General features: G+C 41.3%; 19 protein-coding genes. 6 read left to right on the plus strand and 13 right to left on the minus strand.

Annotated elements, in window-relative coordinates:
• Positions 1-11: 11 nt before the first annotated feature.
• The 5 genes from E3D81_RS07045 to folB all read right to left on the minus strand — a co-directional run bounded on the left by E3D81_RS07045 (position 12) and on the right by folB (position 4,326).
• Complete coding sequence (locus tag E3D81_RS07045; RefSeq protein WP_134776936.1) at positions 12-1,067, minus strand: efflux RND transporter periplasmic adaptor subunit; 1,056 nt, start codon at positions 1,065-1,067, stop codon at positions 12-14.
• A 5-nt stretch (positions 1,068-1,072) separates the two neighbouring features.
• Entirely contained in the window at positions 1,073-2,434 is a 1,362-nt protein-coding gene (locus E3D81_RS07050; protein WP_134776937.1) for a TolC family protein, read from the minus strand.
• A 32-nt stretch (positions 2,435-2,466) separates the two neighbouring features.
• Complete coding sequence (locus E3D81_RS07055) at positions 2,467-3,093, minus strand: TetR/AcrR family transcriptional regulator (RefSeq protein WP_134776938.1); 627 nt, start codon at positions 3,091-3,093, stop codon at positions 2,467-2,469.
• A gap of 206 nt (positions 3,094-3,299) precedes the next feature.
• On the minus strand, positions 3,300-3,743 hold the full coding sequence (locus E3D81_RS07060) for an Hsp20/alpha crystallin family protein (protein WP_134776939.1): 444 nt from the start codon (positions 3,741-3,743) through the stop codon (positions 3,300-3,302).
• 214 nt (positions 3,744-3,957) lie between these two features.
• Positions 3,958-4,326: a dihydroneopterin aldolase gene (gene folB, locus E3D81_RS07065; protein ID WP_134776940.1), complete on the minus strand. Its 369-nt coding sequence runs from the start codon at positions 4,324-4,326 to the stop codon at positions 3,958-3,960.
• A gap of 75 nt (positions 4,327-4,401) precedes the next feature.
• On the opposite strand from folB, the gene E3D81_RS07070 reads away from it, so the two are divergent.
• Positions 4,402-5,139: a DUF1080 domain-containing protein gene (locus tag E3D81_RS07070; protein WP_134776941.1), complete on the plus strand. Its 738-nt coding sequence runs from the start codon at positions 4,402-4,404 to the stop codon at positions 5,137-5,139.
• A 347-nt stretch (positions 5,140-5,486) separates the two neighbouring features.
• On the opposite strand, the gene E3D81_RS07075 is transcribed toward E3D81_RS07070, so the two are convergent.
• The 3 genes from E3D81_RS07075 to E3D81_RS07085 form a co-directional block, all read right to left on the minus strand.
• Positions 5,487-6,995, minus strand: a complete 1,509-nt coding sequence (locus E3D81_RS07075; protein ID WP_134776942.1) for a carbon-nitrogen hydrolase family protein — start codon at positions 6,993-6,995, stop codon at positions 5,487-5,489.
• Positions 6,996-7,241: 246 nt separating this feature from the next.
• Positions 7,242-7,562, minus strand: coding sequence for a DUF3467 domain-containing protein (locus tag E3D81_RS07080; protein WP_099365331.1), 321 nt, complete (start codon positions 7,560-7,562; stop codon positions 7,242-7,244).
• 19 nt (positions 7,563-7,581) lie between these two features.
• Positions 7,582-8,697: a M42 family metallopeptidase gene (locus E3D81_RS07085; RefSeq protein WP_099365330.1), complete on the minus strand. Its 1,116-nt coding sequence runs from the start codon at positions 8,695-8,697 to the stop codon at positions 7,582-7,584.
• A gap of 93 nt (positions 8,698-8,790) precedes the next feature.
• Here E3D81_RS07085 and lgt point away from each other — a divergent pair, with 93 nt between their 5' ends.
• Positions 8,791-9,630, plus strand: a complete 840-nt coding sequence (lgt, locus tag E3D81_RS07090; protein WP_134776943.1) for a prolipoprotein diacylglyceryl transferase — start codon at positions 8,791-8,793, stop codon at positions 9,628-9,630.
• A 44-nt stretch (positions 9,631-9,674) separates the two neighbouring features.
• A complete protein-coding gene (locus tag E3D81_RS07095; protein WP_134776944.1) occupies positions 9,675-10,871 on the plus strand; it encodes a multidrug effflux MFS transporter in 1,197 nt (398 codons plus the stop codon).
• Here E3D81_RS07095 and aroQ read toward each other — a convergent pair.
• Positions 10,868-11,281: a type II 3-dehydroquinate dehydratase gene (gene aroQ / locus E3D81_RS07100; RefSeq protein ID WP_134776945.1), complete on the minus strand. Its 414-nt coding sequence runs from the start codon at positions 11,279-11,281 to the stop codon at positions 10,868-10,870. The two genes, E3D81_RS07095 and aroQ, sit on opposite strands and share 4 nt — an antisense overlap.
• A 53-nt stretch (positions 11,282-11,334) precedes the next feature.
• Positions 11,335-12,975 carry a gliding motility protein RemB gene (locus tag E3D81_RS07105; RefSeq protein ID WP_134776946.1) on the minus strand — a complete coding sequence of 547 codons (1,641 nt, stop codon included), beginning with the start codon at positions 12,973-12,975 and terminating at the stop codon, positions 11,335-11,337.
• Positions 12,976-13,167: 192 nt separating this feature from the next.
• Between E3D81_RS07105 and E3D81_RS07110 the strand changes: the two genes are divergently transcribed.
• Positions 13,168-14,586, plus strand: a complete 1,419-nt coding sequence (locus E3D81_RS07110; protein WP_134776947.1) for a glycoside hydrolase family 125 protein — start codon at positions 13,168-13,170, stop codon at positions 14,584-14,586.
• A gap of 90 nt (positions 14,587-14,676) precedes the next feature.
• On the opposite strand, the gene E3D81_RS07115 is transcribed toward E3D81_RS07110, so the two are convergent.
• A complete protein-coding gene (locus E3D81_RS07115) occupies positions 14,677-15,756 on the minus strand; it encodes a hypothetical protein (RefSeq protein WP_099365325.1) in 1,080 nt (359 codons plus the stop codon).
• A 224-nt stretch (positions 15,757-15,980) separates the two neighbouring features.
• Here E3D81_RS07115 and murI point away from each other — a divergent pair, with 224 nt between their 5' ends.
• Complete coding sequence (gene murI, locus E3D81_RS07120) at positions 15,981-16,811, plus strand: glutamate racemase (RefSeq protein ID WP_134776948.1); 831 nt, start codon at positions 15,981-15,983, stop codon at positions 16,809-16,811.
• Here murI and E3D81_RS07125 read toward each other — a convergent pair.
• Positions 16,808-17,194 carry a PIN domain-containing protein gene (locus tag E3D81_RS07125; protein ID WP_167554257.1) on the minus strand — a complete coding sequence of 129 codons (387 nt, stop codon included), beginning with the start codon at positions 17,192-17,194 and terminating at the stop codon, positions 16,808-16,810. The genes murI and E3D81_RS07125 overlap by 4 nt on opposite strands.
• On the minus strand, positions 17,191-17,436 hold the full coding sequence (locus E3D81_RS07130; RefSeq protein WP_134776950.1) for a hypothetical protein: 246 nt from the start codon (positions 17,434-17,436) through the stop codon (positions 17,191-17,193). The genes E3D81_RS07125 and E3D81_RS07130 overlap by 4 nt, the downstream gene beginning before the upstream one ends.
• A 464-nt stretch (positions 17,437-17,900) precedes the next feature.
• Here E3D81_RS07130 and E3D81_RS07135 point away from each other — a divergent pair, with 464 nt between their 5' ends.
• Positions 17,901-18,671, plus strand: a complete 771-nt coding sequence (locus tag E3D81_RS07135; protein ID WP_134776951.1) for a carboxypeptidase-like regulatory domain-containing protein — start codon at positions 17,901-17,903, stop codon at positions 18,669-18,671.
• The last annotated feature ends 17 nt before the right edge of the window (positions 18,672-18,688 follow it).

The raw sequence follows: 18,688 nt of genomic DNA on the forward strand, positions 1-18,688 counted from the left end.
TTTGCTTTTGATTATTTACGAATTTGGATAGGTGATCCGTCCTGGAGATAAGCACTCCCAGCAACGATCAATCCTTGAGCTCCCTCAAGTCCAGAACTGATCAGCACTTCATCCTTTTCCATTCTGGCGATCTTCACTGGCTGCTTTTTTGCTTTTTTGCCATCAAAGGTGACAAACACATAGCCGTCCTGCCCATCGGCATCCAGTAGGGCGCTGTATGGAATCCTCCAATAAGGTTCTTTGGAAGGCTGAACCGATTGAATAACCGAACGGCCAAATATCCCTGATGCCAATTTATAGGCAGGCTTTTCCCGCAGCTCCAAGAAGATGGTGAAAGTACCGGATTGCGAATCCAATCCTTCGGATTTCTTGGAAACCACCGCCGCCAAGGTATCATTGGGCATCGCATCGGTACTGATCTTTGCCTGATCCCCGATCTTGATCTGCGCCCATTGTTGATCTCCTACACCTACCTTCAGTTTCCAATTGGCATTGCTAGCGCCATTGACCTGTAATACCGGTGTTCCAGGACCTACAACCTGCCCATCATTCGCCAGCTTTGCCAGTACATAGCCCGAAACGGGTGAATAGATATTGGAATATTGTTGATTGAAACCCACCGATTTCACATCCTGCAAGGCTACATCCAAAGCTGTTTTGGCGTTCTGTAATTGCTCCAACGTAGCGACACTATCACGGTATAATTTGCTGGCGCGTTCATAATCCCGCCGTGCCTTCTCGACCGACAGGTTGACCTGACCTGCACGTGCATCCACCTCCGAGCTATGAACGGAGGCCAATAACTGCCCTTTCCGGACCGGATCTCCTTCTTTCACCAGAATTCGGGAGATCACCCCGCCATTCTTAAAACCCAGAATGGTCTCATCATCGGTGCTGAAAACGCCCGTTGCTTCAATTTCATTGACCCCACCGGAGGCTTGTAAACTGATTAATTTAACGGGAATGGTATCCTGTACAGGTAATGCAGATTTCCGCTCCGAAGGTCCACATCCCACAAAAAAGATTAAACTTGCACTTGCTATAAGAGCTGTATATAAGGTTTTCATATCGTTTAGTTTAAAGGGTAAGAAGCATTTTCACGTTCAAATTTTGCCAGAGCCGATAAGAGCTTAAAAGCGGCAATGTTATTTGCCAATTGGGCATTGGTGTACTGCGAGCGGGCATCGATGGTCTCGATATAGGTATTTACCCCTTCCTGAAATCCCCGAAGGATCAATCGTTGATAGGTGGCGGCAGCTTCCAGCTGTACCTTGGAGCTCTCATAATTCTTTTGCATGGCCAGCATTTCATTCTTCGACATCCTCGCCACTAATTCCAATTGCTGTTTCGCTTGTACCAATTGGTTCTGGGCTTCGGCAACAGCGATCTGGCTTTCCTGGATCTTCAGTTTATTCCGGTTTCCGGCAAAAATCGGAAAGCTCAACTGTGCACCGACCATATAATATTGCGATTGACTACTTACTTTCATTCCTTCGGCCTGGGAACCCAGATCAAGAAAAGCATTCAATTTCGGGATGTACACCTGCTTATTCATATCCAACATGGTCTCCTGGATCTGGATATTATCCTGTAGGGACTTTAATTCCTCCCGGGCAGAAATATCCACTTGAAGGGGCTGACCCATAGTCTGAACCGCCTCCGATTTCCCTTCACTTTCTGTTATTGGCGCTTCGGCATCTCGATTCAATAAGGCATTGAAATAGTATTGCGCATTTTTAACCTGCTGCTCCGCTTCAGCGATCTTTGCCTCCTGTTGGGCAATCTCCGCATCAGCTCGAACCACATAGGCCGGAAGTCCTTTCCCCGCATCCAATAATTTCTGGTTTACCCTTCTTCCCTCTTTAGCCAAGCTTGCCGCATTCTCATAAATAGCTTTCGCTTCTAGGGCGCTGAGGTAATTGAAATAAGCTATTTTTATATCCTTCACCAATTCCCTTTTATATTGTTCAAGCTCCTGCTTGTTCATCTTCACCATCGTTTCCCGTATTTGTCGGTTATGTTTGATATCCGTATTGATGATCGGCACGGAAGTCCTCACCTTGGCATCGTAATAATGTTGGGGCAAGAAATTAATCTGTTGGTTTTCGATCTGCGGGAAAGCCTGGCTCTGTGTCAACTGGTTCAGTGTGGTATACACCGGGTTCAGCATATCCCCAACCGGAAGGTCAATGGAACGACCACCATCTGCATGTGTATAGGTTAATTCGAAAGAGATGTCGGGTAAATACATCGTCCGGGCAGCCTCCAAACCATTCATGGCCCTTTTCAGGGATAGGTTCTTGGAAACCAACGTGAGGTTACTATCCAATCCCAATTTCACATACCTATCCAATATAGGATTCTGGGCTTTACTACTGCCCGAAATCCCCACTAAAAAGAGGCAAAGAATTAAGCATTTAAAACATGTTTTCATTATTAACAGTGTTAAGTAAGTGATCAAATTTTTTATTTCGTGCTTCCCATCATTTGAACAAAAGCCTCAAAGGAGGCATACATCATGTCCTTTACGCCTTCTTGAAATCCCACCACATCAATGATCTTTTCCAGATGTTGGGTAACATGTAGGGTAACCAGTCCGTGGACCGCCGCCCAGGCCTGCATAGTGACTGCCTCTACAGTCATCCCTTTAAAATAGCCCTGCTGTTGGCATTGGGCAACGGTCATTTTCAGAAATTCCAGCACGCGTTCTCCCTCCTGCCATTGTTCACTACCACATTGCTGGTCCAGGAAATCCATGGGCTCTTTCATCATAAACATAACTTCGTAATATTCAGGATGGTCCAAGGCAAATTCAATATAATTCTTACCAACGGCCTTTAACCGTTCAAATGGATCTTCCACGACTCCCAAGGGCATAAAACGGTCACGCATCATGGTGAAACCCACCTGATGCAGTGCATAGATCAAATCATTTTTATCTTTATAATAGAGGTAGATCGTGGTCGGACTGAAACCAATCTCTTGGGCGATCTTACGGATGGAGGTTGATTCATATCCTTGTTGCACAAACAATTTTTTTGCTGCTTCAAGGATCAATACCTTTAAATCTTCTTTTTGTTTCTGTTTTTTCATGGAGTTAGTGAATACAGAACAAAACTACTTAACACCGTTAAGTTTTTAAGAAGAATCAGTCATTTTTTTTAAAAAAAATTAAAAACTGAAAAAAAATGACTGATTATAGGGGTAAAAAGCGGTTTGATTACCGAGTTTGGAGGGAATTTAATTGTAACAAAAAAGGGTAGCCTAAGCTACCCTTCATCAACTAACCACAACTAATCTTACTTCACCTCTATAAGTCTTTTAACAACAATTGCTTCTTCTTTTTTACCAATTTTGATTGCCAATACGCCATCTTCGTAAGACGCATCGATATTCGCATAATCCACTACCTCTGGTAAGGTAAATGAACGGGAGAATGAAGTATAGCTAAATTCTTTTTTGCTATAGGTTTTTCCATCTTCTACTTTCTCCTCTTTCTTCTCAACGGAAATACTGATGATATTCTTATCTACGTTGATTTTAAAATCTTCTTTTTTCAATCCAGGAGCCGCCAATTCAATTTGGAATGCCTCTGGTGATTCGGTGATGTTTACCGCAGGAACGCGGGTAACCAAACGATCACTGATGAATGAATCATTGAATAGGTTGTCGAATACGTTGTTAACGAATGGGTTTACAGCGTCTGTATTGTACGATTTTCCAGGTAATTTAATTAATGCCATGTTTTAATTCCTCCTTATTAATAATGTAATGTTTTTATTTTTTTTAATTCAAATACACTAGCTCTTGTTCAATGAACGTACCAAGTGTTATTTTCATTATTTAAAGGACAAATTGACAGATATTGTTTTGCAATAAAAGACAAAATGACATTTTAAGGGAGATTAAGCCGTAGGGATAAGGGTGTTATCCTTTGCAGTATTGCAGGAGAATCAACTAATCTTTGCTGTAATGCAGGGAAACAACGGAATTCGCTAGATCACCACCGAAAGGAGGATTGGACTTACGGATCCGAACATCTATCTTTTGTACAGAAGAATAGGTTTCTACCAATTTATTAAGGATATCTTCCGCTGCGGATTCCAAAAGTTTACGGCGTGGACTCATCACTTCTACCAATATCCGATAGATTTCCTCGTAATTGATGGTGTTCTCGAGGACTTCCGAGTCGGGGTTTTTAAAAGGGAAACTTACAGAGACGGTAACAAAGAACTCATTTCCTAAAATCTGTTCTTCTTCGTAAAATCCAATGGGAGAATAAAATCGAACGTCTTCTAGGGAAACTTGCTGGATGATTTGGGCCATTTCTGTAAAGTTTTAATGATGGATAGCTTAAAATTAATCAATATTCTTATATTAACACAAATAAATCTAAAACCTATGCTCAAACAAACGTTAATCATTTCGATGTTAGGAATGGCAGGGATCTGCCAGGCCCAAACAAAATTCCAACCACAGGATACGGAGTTTTATAGCCCTGTACCTCCTGTTGTAAAAACATTTGCCAATAAAGCGCCCAGTGATGCGATAATTTTATTTGATGGGAAGGATTTGGGGGAATGGGTAAGTGAGAAAGATGGGAAATCGCCTGCGGCTTGGACTATATCGAATGGGATGCTGACGGTAAAACCGCAGACCGGAGGGATTAGGACCAAAAGGGATTTTGAGGATTTTCAATTGCATTTGGAATGGCGGAGTCCGGAGGTGATAAAGGGTGAAGGCCAGGGACGGGGTAATTCTGGGGTATTCCTGCAGGGGAAGTATGAGGTGCAGGTATTGGATAATGATGATAATAAGACCTATGTGAATGGGCAGGCTGGAAGTTTATATAAGCAGAGTGCGCCATTGGTGGAAGTCAGGAAACCGGAAAATGGTTGGCATAGTTATGATATTATTTATTCGGCGCCAAGGTTTAATGAAAATGGGAGATTGATTAAGCGGGGGATGGTTACTGTTTTGCATAATGGGGTTTTGGTGCAGAATAATACGGAGCTGCAGGGAACAACGGAGTATATTGGAATGCCAAAAATGGTAGCCCATGGAAGGGGGCCAATTGCTTTACAGGATCATGGGGATTTGGTTTCCTTTAGAAATATTTGGATAAGAGAATTGAAGTGATGGGAATTGAATGGAGGGGAATTGAATGAAGGGACCCTCGTCATTGCGAGGAACGAAGCAATCTTCCATCATGTCATGCTGAGCGTAGTCGAAGCATCTGTTCGTTAGTAACCGTACAGATCCTTCGACGATGCTCAGGATGACAAAGGGCATTCAGGATGACAAAGGGCATTCAGGATGACAAAGGGTGCGCAACGTGACAAAGGCCAAAGATTGCTTCGTCGTACCTCCTCGCAATGACGTGGTTCCTCGCAATGACGCAAAAACCTCCTCGCAATGACGTGGTTCCTCGCAATGACGCAAAAACCTCCTCGCAATGACGCTAAGCCTTAAAAAATTACCCCAGCCTACTTCAACAAATTAACTGAATACAAATCCTTCCTTCTATCCTGCAAGATCTTCACCGTCCCATACTCATGCAAATCCTTCAGCGCTGATAAATCCACATCCGCAATCAACACCATCTCCGTATTCGGTGTTGCTTCCGCCTTGATCGCATTATTCGGAAACGCAAAATCAGAAGGCGTAAAAACAGCCGATTGCGAATATTGAATATCCATATTATTTACCCGTGGCAAATTCCCCACAGATCCCGCTATCGCCACATAACACTCATTCTCAATCGCCCTAGCCTGCGCACAAGACCTCACCCGAATATATCCATTCTGCGTATCTGTCATATAAGGCACAAACAAAATCTGCATCCCTTGATCCGCCAAGATCCTGCTCACCTCCGGAAATTCCACATCATAACAGATCAATAAACCCACCTTACCACAATCCGTATCAAACACCTTTACTTCACTTCCACCTACCAAGCCATAATACTTAAACTCATTCGGTGTAATATGGATCTTCTTGTACGAATCCAAACTACCGTTCCTATGGCACAGGTAAGAAATATTATACAACTTTCCGCGCTCCATGATCGGCATGGATCCCGCAATGATGTTCACATTATACGAAACCGCAAACTGCTGGATCCGCTCAATGATCTCCTTGGTATGTTCTGCCAACTTCTCCATCGCCAAACGCTCCGGAAGCTCATTGTAAGGACTCATCAACGGCGTATTGAAAAACTCCGGAAACATGATGAAATCCGTGTTATAATCACTCACCGTATCCACGAAAAACTCTACCTGATCATAAAATTCCTGAAGATCCTTAAAAGAACGCATCTGCCACTGCACCAATCCTAAACGTATCGTCTGCTTAGAGGCCGAAAACGATTTGGACAAAGGTTCATAGTAAATGTTATTCCATTCCAATAAGGTAGCCACCTCCATGGATTCCGAATCCTCCGGAAGATAATTCTTCAAAATCTTCTTCACGTGGAAATCATTCGACAACTGGAAGGTCAAGGTCGGATCATAGATTTCTTTGCGTTTTACCTTTTCGATATAGGTACGCGGGGTCATGCTATCCGCATAGTTATGGTAATTCGGGATACGACCACCTGCAATGATCCGTTGAAGGTTCATCGCCTCACATAATTCCTTACGCGCATCGTACAATCGACGGCCTAAACGTAACGAACGGAAATCCGGATGCACAAATACCTCGATCCCGTAAAGGGTATCCCCTTCATTATCGTGTTTCTCAAAGGTACCATCATCGATTATCGCGTAGTATTTATCGTATATATTGGTTTTTTGCGAATCCAAAAGAATGGATAAGGCACAGGCCACCACTTTTCCATCCACTTCCACCGCAATCTGTCCATCCGGAAAAATATCCACCAGATCAACAATATTCTCTTTTGTCCACACATCCCCTAACCCTTGGTATGCCTCGGTCATAGAGTTTTTTAAATCCTTGTAATCTTTCTTACTAAGGTTCCTTACTTTAATATCCATATATTATTTGCTTTCAATGCCTGAAAACGGCAATACTATTCTAAAACAAATCCTATTCCAAAAAACCAAACAACAGCTAATAATTCTGCTTTTCAGAATATTGATCGAAATGTATGCTAAACCTATGTTTTCGGGGTAAAATCAAGGCCTTAGCATACTTAAAGCATGATTTAGTATACCTAACATACGAAAAACATACTTTAGGTATACTTTCACCATACTTTCAGGGCGAACCAAGAAGGCTGCTTATGCTTCGCCTTTAGGTCCTCCAAAGTTCAATGGGAATGGAAAATCCTTGGAATTGATCGGTCCATTCTGCCCTTCGAAACGTTGTATATTTTCCTGCAATGCATTCAATAATTGTTTGGCATGCTCTGGTGTCAAAATCACCCGCGATTTTACCTTAGCCTTAGGAACTCCAGGCATCAAACGTATAAAATCCAATACAAACTCTGTATTCGAATGCGTAATGATCGCCAAATTTGAATATACCCCTTCTGCCATCTCCTCGGTTAGTTCAATACTGATCTCTGGGTTTTCGGGTAAGTTCTGATTGTTGTTATCCATGTTTATAAATCGTTAATAATTATTTGCTGAATGTTCTAAAATCCTGATCCTTTTTAATGGAAAGTACCATTTCATAAATCAATCGGATGACATTGTCTACGTCTTCCTTATGGATCATCTCCACCGTGGTATGCATATAGCGCAAAGGTAAGGAAATCAGCGCAGAAGGAACCCCGCCATTGGAATAGGCAAAGGCATCGGTATCCGTTCCTGTCCATCTGGAGGAAGCTTGGCGCTGGATGGGGATATTATTTTGCTGAGCCACCTCGATCAGTTGCCTGTTCAGGTTGATCTGCACTGCCGGCGCATAGGAAACCACCGGTCCTTTCCCACAGGCAAGATCGCCTTGTGTAATCTTATTGATCATTGGGGTATTGGTATCATGCGTAACATCCGTTACGATCGCCACATTCGGCTTGATGTATTGGGAGATCATTTCCGCACCACGAAGTCCGATCTCTTCCTGAACAGAATTTACTATGTACAATCCGAAAGGCAATTTCTTCTTGTTCTCCTTCAATAAACGAGCTACCTCCGCAATCATAAAACCGCCTGCACGGTTATCCATCGCGCGACCAACATAATAACGATCGTTCAATACCATGAATTCATCTTCATAGGTAATCACACAACCCACATGAATACCCAATTCTTCCACCTCTTCCTTGGAAGTACATCCGCAATCCAGGAAGATGTTCTTCAACGATGGAGATTCTTCTTTTTCACCCGAACGGGTATGGATAGCCGGCCAGCCAAAGACTGCTTTTACAATGCCCTTATCGGTATGGATGTTCACTCTTTTGGATGGAGCGATCTGATGGTCAGAACCACCATTTCGGATCACATAGATCAACCCATCCTTGGAGATGTAATTGACAAACCAGGAAATCTCATCCGCATGCGCCTCGATGACCACTTTATAAGTTGCCTTCGGATTGATGATCCCCACTGCAGTACCGTAATTATCGATGTAGGTTTCATCCACATAAGGTTTTAGGTAATCTAACCACATACGTTGTCCAGCCCATTCGAAACCTGTTGGGGAAGGATTATTGATATATTTTTCAAAAAACTGAAGTGATTCGGCGGTTACCACACTTGGTCTTTCTTCCTCTAATACTTTCTTTTTTGCCATTTGTATTCGTTTATGCTGCACAAAATAAGTATTTCCTTAATTTTCGCAAAAATAAATCCGAAACCTTATCTTTACCGCATATTATTATTCAACATGATTGACCTGTTAAGTTTTATCCATTGGGAGCCTAAACCCGAAATATTTAGCATAGGAAGCTTTGGCGTACGTTATTACTCGCTTTGTTGGTTGTTGGCTTTTGTGGCATCCTACTTCTTGATGCTGAATGTTTTCAAACGTGAAGGAAAATCCCAGGACCTGTTAGATCAATTGACCATCTATATTTTTATAGGTACTTTGGTTGGTGCTCGTTTAGGACACTGTTTCTTTTACGATTGGGCATATTTTAAGGATCATTTCATTGAGATCTTCATTCCCATGCAGAAAGTGAACGGCTCTTGGCAATTGACCGGTTTTACGGGTTTGGCAAGTCATGGTGGTGCCGTAGGGATTTTGACCGCCATGTGGTTATTCGCCCGGAAAAGTAAAACGAATTTCATGTGGGTGGCCGACCGCCTTTCCTTGGTTATCCCGGTTGCCTGTGCGTTTATCCGTTTGGGGAACTTCTTCAATTCGGAAATGATCGGAAATCCAACCGACCTTCCTTGGGCAGTTGTTTTTGGCCATGAGGATAATATTCCACGTCATCCGGCGCAATTATACGAAGCACTTGCTTACGTGATCAGTTTCTTGATCCTATGGGGCATCTATAAGAAAAACATACATCCAAAACCTGGTAAACTATTCGGTCTGATGTTGATTCTATTGTTCACCGCCCGTTTTGTGATTGAATTTGTGAAACTGGACCAAGTGGATTTTGAAGCAGGCATGGCCTTGAACATGGGACAATGGTTAAGTATTCCATTCATCCTACTAGGGTTCTACTTTTTATTGAGAACACCAAAAGAACCGCAAAAAGTTCAGAATAAAAGATAATCTTCGCCCTGCCATTAGGCAGGGCTTTTTTAGCTCATTACACCTTGAAAAACAGAAAAACAACATTATTGATTCTAGGGCTTCTATCTGCAATAGGTCCTTTTTCCATCGATCTTTACCTGCCGGCATTCGATATCATTGCGCAAGATTTTAATACCAATGTAGAAAATGTACAATTATCCCTGACCTCCTTTTTCATCGGGATTGCCTTCGGACAGATGATATATGGTCCTTTATTGGATAAGTACGGTCGGAAGAAGCCTTTATTGGTGGGTTTAGGTATTTATGTAGTCGCATCCATTCTATGTGCCTTTACCCGAGACATCAATCACTTGATCTTATTACGTTTTCTGCAGGCATTGGGTTCTTGCGGGGGGATGGTTGGTGCCAGAGCGATGGTTGCGGACTATTATTCCAGCAGAGAAGCAGCACGGGTATTCAGTTTATTAATGTTGGTGATCGGGGTATCGCCTATCCTAGCACCCAGCATAGGTGCTTTTATGCTTCAACACTTGGATTGGCATTATATCTTTATATTCCTGACCATTTTGGCGGCAGTGATCTTATTGGGTACCAAGTTCCTTTTACCGGAAAGTTATGCCGGGAACAAAGAGCTGTCCCTCAAACCAAAATCCATCCTTTCCAACTTTTGGCAGGTCCTTTCCAATAATACCTTTATCTCCTATTGTTTGATCGGATCCATATCCTCCGCAGGAACATACGCTTATTTGGCAGGCTCTTCCTTCATCATGCAAACCTTGTTCGGACTGAGCAAAAGTCAATATGGATTGGCCTTTGCGTTCATTGCTTCGGCCATGATCATTGCCACCCAGATCAACCGCTGGTTATTGAAAAAACACAGCTCTGCGAGGATTTCTTTGATTGCTAATATCTGGCAGGCATGTATCGGCATCTGTATGGTCATCGCCTTAAGCTTGAATCTGCTGACCTTTCCGACCCTGTTGATCCTGATCTTTTTGTTTCTGTTCGGGTATGGATTTATCTTTCCGAATACCTCTGCCATCGCGTTATCCCCATTCAAAGGTTTAGCAGGCAGTGCATCGGCACTATTGGGATGTATTCAAATGGCTATTGGCGCATTGGCTTCGGCGGTGGTGAGCCTATTGCATAACAGTACAGCCTGGCCTATGCTATCGGTGATGGCATTTGGGGCCGTGGCTTCCCTAGTATTGCACCTGTTTGTAAGAAGGTTTGTGAAAACAAATACAGAATTGGCCTAGAAACTTGCTAAGGCCAATCGGTATCCATCCAATCCGAAACCAACGATTATACCTTTACAGTTCTTGGAAAGATAAGAATGATGGCGGAATGTTTCGCGTTGATGTACATTGGAAATATGCACCTCAATGACCGGCGTAGTGATGGCTGCAATGGCATCGGCTATTGCTACAGAAGTATGCGTATAAGCTCCTGCATTCAACACCACCCCATCAAAATTAAATCCGATTTCGTGTAATTTATCGATGATCGCACCTTCGGAATTACTCTGAAAATAGCTCAGCTCCAAACCTGGAAACTTCGCTTTTAATTCCTCCAGATAGGATTCAAAAGATTGATCGCCATAAATACCTTTTTCACGGACACCTAACAAGTTTAGGTTTGGACCATTGAGGATTAATATTTTTTTCATGAATTGAAGATATGCTCTAAAGATAATGTTAAGCGCTAAAGATACTATAATCCCTACATATCTCCATAGAAGTTACGGAAACTAGATCGTAGACCTACATTGATCACGCCTGATTTCTGTGTTGCTGCGCCTTCGATTCTATTGTATCGTTGGGTATAGCCCACTTCAAAACGAAGATTATATTTCGGGTTCAATACATAGGCAACTTTCATATCCGCATAGAACAGATCGTTCTGTATACCTTGACCGATTTTGTTGCCATAGGTATTTGGTGCGGTTTGATAGCTCTGGAAGATATCTCCACCATAATTTACAAAACCACCCATACCGTCTGCTGGGTCTGTACCGTAACGGCTATATAAGCCTTGGGCAGAGAAATCGAAACGGTTCCAAGAGTAGTTCACTAAACCAAGGAGCTCACGGAAGTTAGCACCCCGAGGGTGTGCCAATGGCTCTCCCCTGTTGGAATAATTGGAGATGGACACAAAGTGCTGGTAAGTATAAGGACGAACCATATTGTATTCACCCAAGATATTCAGGTTCTGTACGCCAAAGATGTTGAAGGCTTTAGCTCCTAACTGAGCACCCCATTTATTATGTACATAGCCATTATTGGCAAAGAATTCCTTAGCGGTGAATTCACCCAATAAAAACTGTCCATATACGGTTGCATTATTAAGCACCTTGTATTTGGCATTCAGCCCTAGGAACATTTTATCTGGTGAGGATCGGTTGGAGTTTTCTACGGCTCTAATGAACATGACCGGATTCAGGTAATTAAAATCAAAACCTCTTTTTCCAGCCTGTGTTTTATTCGCCCAAACCACCGATTGGAAAAAACCAATGGATAAACGGTTGGTCACGTTATAATCTAAATATTGAAATGCTCCCCATTTGATGCCATCACCATAACGGTTTCCAGAGTTCATGGAATCAATCCTTGGGTTGCGAGGGTCGTTCATATACGCCCAAATGGAGGTATATTGGACATTTCCTACTTTACCGGTTAATTTCAGATGAGCATAATTGGAGGAAAAGTCGGATAATAACACGGAACGGTAACCATCACCGATGAAGTTCTTATCATAGGCCAATGTCGCCTGCAGGTAATCACTGAAATCATAGGTCAGGTTGGCTGTTGCATACATCCAATCCTTTTCCTTGCCGAGGTGGTTCTTTGAAGCTGCTTGGCCAGGTACGACCATGGATTTCTGCACATACTCATCGATATAATGCGGGAATACGGCTTGGTTTTCAAAGAAATTACCATAAAAGGTAAATTTATCTTTAATATTTACTCCAGCTTGTATACCGCGGGTATTCAACCAGGTTGTTCTTTTATCGGCGTTGATCAATTCCTTACCGATCATAAAATCCGGTAGAACATCCAGGTAAAAAGTATGGTCATCTTTTTCCACCTCTATCAAATGTTCATTAAAGACCTTACGCATGAACCAATTATCCGAATTGACAGGATGCAGGGATTGAATGGAATCCATTTTCTCCAATAATCGGCCTTTGAACAAATAAGGCTTGGAAGACGTATGGTATCGGGTATCTACGGAATATAACTCTTCGTCGTATTTTTGGTAATGTTGGTACGAGTATGGTTGATTTTTTACTTGTGCCTGCGAGGTATTGAAATAGGCCATGCCCAACAATCCAGCAAACACATAGGTTAATGACTGTTTCATAAATAAATTTCCGTTTATTTGCGCTATTCTATCAAATTCTATTCCTAAATATCCCGCAAGTTACTTTTAATAATTAAGCTTCCCCTATTTTAAGTTCAATAAGTAGCTAAAACGTTAATTCAAACTTCTTATTTTACAGTACAATTTGTATATTGCGGTAATAAATCATCGTGAAACCCCTATAAACTAAATATGAAGCGAAGAACTTTTCTACAAAATTCGGCCGCGTTAGGCGCCGGTATGCTGGCTAGTAAATTCAGCTTTGCCATGCCTCCAGCCGATTTTCCGGTGGTGCGGGTGGCGGAAAAAGACCGTCATTTCCGAAGTAAGCCGATCGAAGATATGATCAAGGAATTCCAGAAGAATGTAGCCGATAAGGAATTGGGCTGGATGTTCAACAACTGTTTGCCGAATACCTTGGATACCACCATCTATGATGAAACCAAGGACAACCGCAAGAGAACTTATGTAATCACCGGAGACATCGATGCCATGTGGTTGCGCGATAGTAGTGCGCAGGTTTGGCCTTATCTTCAATTCATGAAAAAGGATCCGAAATTGAAGGATCTGATCCTGGGATTGATCAATAAGCAATCGGAATGTATCAATATAGACCCTTACGCCAATGCTTTCTATAATGATCCGACCAAAAAAGGAGAATGGTTCAAGGATCATACCGACATGAAACCCGGTCTGCATGAACGTAAATGGGAAATAGATTCGCTCTGCTACCCTATTAGATTGGCCTATCATTATTGGAAGGAAACCAATGATAATACCCCATTTGATGAAGTATGGGTGCAAGCACAGGAAAAAACCTTGCAGACTTTTATCGAACAGCAACGGAAGGAGAATCTTGGCCCCTATCGTTTTGAACGGACGACTTCCCGTGGTTCAGATACCCTTCAGGTAGATGGATATGGCTATCCGGTCAATCCCGTTGGTCTGATCGTTTCCAGTTTCCGTCCTTCAGATGACTGCAGTATTTTCCCATTCCTGATCCCTTCAAATCTTTTTGCGGTTACCAGTTTGAGGCAATCGGCAGAGATTTTAAGGAAAGTAAAGAACAATACCGATTTGGCGGCCAAAATGGAAGCTTTGGCCAATGAAGTGGATGCTGCCGTGAAGAAATATGGTATCATCGACCATCCTACGCATGGGCGTGTATATGCATTTGAGGTGGATGGCTTCGGAAGTTACCTGATGATGGATGACGCGAATGTCCCTAGTTTATTGGCTTTACCTTATTTGGGGGCAGTGGATAAGAATGATGAGGTTTACCAACGCACAAGAGCGTATATACTATCGGACAAAAACCCGTTCTTCTTTAAGGGGAAATTTGCAGAAGGAATCGGCGGACCGCATATTGGTCGTGATATGATCTGGCCGATGTCCATTATCATGCGTGCTTTCACTTCTTCGAATGATGAAGAGATCCGAACCTGTGTTCAGACCTTAAAGAAAACACATGGTGGAACTGGATTTATGCATGAGTCCTTCCATAAAGATGACCCTAAGAAATTTACCAGACATTGGTTTGCGTGGACAAATACGCTGTTTGGTGAGTTGCTATGGAAATTATACAAGGAGAAACCTCAATTGTTGAGTTAAGTTTTTTCAGCTAAAGCTGAGCTATAATTTAATTTAACGGGGCTACTTTGCTTGAAAACCGATGCAAAGTAGCCCCGTTAATTATTTTCACTAATTTCTTATCACAAAATCATTCAGGTAGATCTTTTTTGATTCTGCAAAAAGCACCTTAGGTTGTCCGTTTGTCCATAGGACAGCAGTGGATTTCGTACCGTTCAAATAATTCCCTAGCACATACACTTTGCCAGCAACAACTTGAATCGCCGTTGCGGCAAGACTTTGGTTAGGATTCAATTGATAGAGTTTTGTTCTGTTTTTATAGACTACCGCAGTACCCTTATTGTTGTTGTAAAAATTGGCTACATAATAATAATCCTGACCAGACATCGTACCAATGACATCCGTAGCAGAACCACCCAATAGCATTTTAAAAACCTGCACATCGTTTTTCCAAACCATGGCCGCATCGCCGTCCTTAGCAAAGTTTTCTTTACCGATCACATAGATATCCGAACCAATTGCATGGACATAATCGGCATAGGTATTTGGACCAGCAAGCGCAATCGCATAACCATCTTTGAACATGTGGGCATTACTATTAAATCGACCTGCCAATACTGGTTTACCGTTCGATTCCGTAATGGAAGTCAAAGTGGATGAGGCAAGACAACAAGCCTTTCTGGATTCTACGCCATTTGTCCACAGAAATAACCCATAGTAGCCTGAATGGTCTTTCGTTCCTCCAACATATACTTTTGAACCAATTACATTGATCGAAGTCCCACTATTAAAATTTCCGGCAGCAGTTAAATAGGAAATCCTGTTATTCTTCCAATAAGCAACGCGTTTTTTTCCTCCTGCAGCCATTTGGTAGCCTGTTACATGGGCTTCCTTAGTGTTCACTGCTGCAATCGCCAAGGCATCAGACCGTGTATTTGGCGAAAGATTGATCAGGGAATCGTTAATGCTCAAGATCGCGTTCCGATCTGCAGTCTTAAAATCTGCATTATATTTATAACCCGCATAGAAAAACGTAAGGGGCTTGGGTGTTGGTGTTGTCGGTGGATCTATGGGAACTTCCGGATTTCCTGGATCAGGAGTCACGGGTTCCACCTCTTTCTTACTACAGGAAGAAATAATCATCAACATGCTCAATGCCAATACGGCGCTTTTTAAATCTAATCTTTTCATAATTTTTATTTCTTGCTAATTGGCACACAAAAAAAGAACCAGTCTTAGACGGTATAGAAGGGTTGGCTATAGGAATTATATAAATCATGCTCTTTAGCATTTAAACAGGGAAATGAGGGTATATACAAAGTATCTACTTCATATTTTAACAGGGAATTTTAAAAATGATTGGCTACCTTATGGTAATTAAGCTAAGAAAAGTCATCTTTGCATAGCAATACAACATGGAGAACACAAATTATCACGCAGGTCCTATCGGCATATTTGATTCTGGATACGGTGGGTTGACTGTATTTAAGGAAATCTATAAAGCCCTACCTAAGTATGATTATATCTATCTGGGAGATAATGCCCGTGTACCTTATGGTACCCGATCTTTTGAAACTGTCTATGAATTCACCAAACAATGTGTGTTCAAACTGTTCGATGAAGGCTGTAACCTGGTGATATTGGCATGTAATACGGCATCTGCTAAGGCTTTAAGAAGCATTCAGCAGAATGACCTACCTCCGGGCAAGAAAGTTCTGGGTGTTATCCGGCCTACATCAGAAGTGGTTGACCAATTTACAAACACGAATAAAGTAGGGATCTTGGCAACCCAGGGCACCGTAAATTCCGGTTCCTATGTTATTGAGATCAATAAGTTCCATCCGGAAATCGAGGTTTTTCAGCATGCTTGTCCGTTATGGGTTCCCATTGTTGAAAATAACGAGATGGATAGTGAGGGTTCTCAGTTTTTTGTCCAGGAGGATCTGAAGGAGTTATTGGCTATGTCGCCTGATATGGATACTATTTTGTTAGCCTGTACGCATTATCCATTGTTGCTTCCTATTATTGAACAGTTCGTACCTAAGGGAATCAATATTATTTCCCAGGGTGAGTTGGTAGCGGAAAGTTTAGTAGATTATTTGAAAAGGCATCCGGAAGTGGATGAAAAATGCAGTAAATCTGGGGAGTTGAAGTTTTATACCACGGATGATCCGGTGGATTTTAACCTGAAAGCAGAGCTATTTTTTGGAAGAAAGATTGAATCGGAGGTGATAAAGGTGGTTTAGTATTTAAATAAATTCAGGTGCTTAATAAATTTAAAATCTCTAATATTAAAAGTGAATAATTCAATTTCTACTTCAATTGAAGTAGCTGCAATTAAAGCATCAGGAATATTTAAACCATGACTCAAATGATAACTATTTATCAAATCTATAGATCTTAAAGTAATTTCAGGATTGATTAAAATGGTATCAAATTTCTTTATTTTTTTGGCAATCTGTATACTATCATTTTTATGAATCGCTCCTTTTATTAACTCCATTCTACTTATTGCTGTTAATAAAACATTTTCAATCCCAACCTCATTTATTATCTCCTTTGTAAAATTGTGACGGTTCCTCTTATTATCAAGTAATTCAATTAGAACATCCGTATCACAGATTATCATTTTCGATTCCAAGATGATATACGTAAATTTTTGGCTGTGTAATTTTGATGTGAGAATATTTTCTGCAATTCTTTAATATCTATACTTGAATCACCTTTTTCAATTGCAACACCATTAATATGATATATCTTTTTAGATTTTTTCTTTTTTAAGGATGTTATGGAGAATTCCAAGTATTCACTTAAAAATGCTAACATTTTAAAAGTTTTAAATTTTTTATATTTAATTATTACTTCAGGCATTGCTAAATTATTTATTATCAAATTTATTGAAATGATTTTAGATTAACGACTGAAAATCAGTAATTAACATTTAATTAAAACTACAGTAAATTAGTGCAAGGCTGGAAGATATTGGGAACTCTTCGTCATTGCGAGGCTAGCCGTCATTGCGAGGAACGAAGCAATCTTTCAGCCTTTGTCATCCTGTGCAACTTCGAAGGATCTATACGATTACATACGAACAGATGGTTCGACTCCGCTCACCATGACATGCGGGAAGATTGCTTCCTCGTACCTCCTCGCAATGACGGGCAAAGTCTCCTCGCAATCAAAGGGAAAACCTCCTCGCAATGACGGGCAAAGTCTCCTCGTTATTAAAGGGAAAACCTCCTCTTATTAAAAGTAAATCTCCTCTGTTAAAATAAGTTAATCAAAAACTATTCTCCTCCAATAATCCCTAATTTAGGTCATCTAATTAGTACCTAATGAGATTTTTTATATCCTTTATTTTCTTTTTTGGCATCCTAATTCCAATATCCGCGCAGACAATCATCGGTCAAATCCGGGATTTGGCTAGTAAAAAACCATTATCAGGCGTAAAAGTGGAAAGTGCAGAGAACAAAACAGTCACTGACACTCAAGGCAAATTCTCCATCCAGGTTTACGGTCGCGACGACAGTCTAACCTTTTCCTTAAAAGGTTATAAAACCCAGCGATTGATCTACAAAAATGGGATTTACAGGTCTAATATCCAGATTGCATTAGAAGAAATTGTGACGGAAATTGAAGAAATTGTAATCGAGCGAAAAGTGGTCGGAAGTGATCAACCAAAAGTAAAACCCATTTTTATTGAGCAAAAAAAGAAATCAAAATTAAGGCAGATATTTGGAGATCGCGTTGATCTTTCTGGTGGGCCAAGGCCAGGATTTCTCGCCAATGGTAGTACCGCCCAATTATTCAGCATCAACGTCCTTTCTGTAATTTCCATGTTCAAAAAAGAAAAAGAACCTAAAAAATCAAAAGAAGAGCAATTGGAAGAGTTGGAAAGGGATATCCAAAATGCAGATTTTGTCTTCTCGAAGAAACTGATCACAGAAATAACTGGATTAACTGGAGATAGGCTCCAGATTTTTCAGAATATATACCGTCCTCCCTACTCCACATTAATTGAAATGTCTGAATACGAACTTCGGGTATATATTGAAAAAAGTTTTAAAGAATTTCAGAAGGAGAATCCAGCAGCTAAGAAACCTTAGCCTGTAGGCCCATAAAA

The sequence above is a fragment of the Sphingobacterium sp. CZ-2 genome (assembly GCF_004526235.1).
In the GTDB taxonomy this organism is placed as follows: domain Bacteria; phylum Bacteroidota; class Bacteroidia; order Sphingobacteriales; family Sphingobacteriaceae; genus Sphingobacterium; species Sphingobacterium tenebrionis.